Below are 772 nucleotides of genomic sequence, written 5' to 3' on the forward strand. Positions count from 1 at the left end.
ATTCCTTAAACTCTCATTTTAATATGGCTAGTGTTTGTGAGGAGGCGTTTGTCGAATTAGTGCGAGAGTGTTTCAGTGAGTGGCCACGATAAAGTGGCACTGTATTACTCGAAATAGCATTTCTGGCCTATTACTCGATCGCGCCCAGCTTCCTTTGCTTTATACAGGCATTGATCGGCAATATCCAATAGTTTAATCGCGTGCTTGATTGTGTCTGTAGTAGGGGTGGCGTTGGATACACCAATGCTCACAGTTAAAAAGGTTGAAATGCCCGAATCCAAAAACTCGTTTTCTTTGAACTGCTCACGTATGCGCTCGGCAAGTCGCATAGCACCGTCTAATGTCGTATTGGGTAGAAGCACTGCTATTTCTTCACCGCCATAGCGTGCGACGGTATCCGAAGGTCGATGGATAACTGCTTTTATCAGCTCGGCAGAGCGAGTTAGACAGTAGTCACCATACAAATGTCCGTATTTATCATTAAGGACCTTAAAGTGATCTATATCGATCATAATAACTGAAAAGCTGAGGCTGTCCCTCGCAGCACGGTGAATTTCTTTCTTAAAGGTCTTATCGAAATAGTAGCGATTCTTTAGACTAGTAAGGCCGTCAGTTACGCTTAGTTCCTTAAGCTGCGTATTCGCTTCTTCGAGCGCTTCGGTGCGTGATTTAACGATTTTATCTAAATCCTGATTCATTTTGATTTGCGCATCGAGTAGTGCATCTTGAGCTTCAACTCGCAAGTCTTTTTCATAATTTAACCTGTCAGCGA

At 43.3% G+C, this 772-nt stretch carries 1 protein-coding gene; it reads right to left on the reverse strand.

Annotated elements, in window-relative coordinates; genetic code table 11:
* Positions 1-104: 104 nt before the first annotated feature.
* Positions 105-772, reverse strand: a 668-nt coding sequence (locus A3766_RS01280) for a GGDEF domain-containing protein (protein ID WP_156508597.1), incomplete at its 5' end; no start/stop codon positions are given.

It is taken from the genome of Oleiphilus sp. HI0132, from assembly GCF_001635845.1.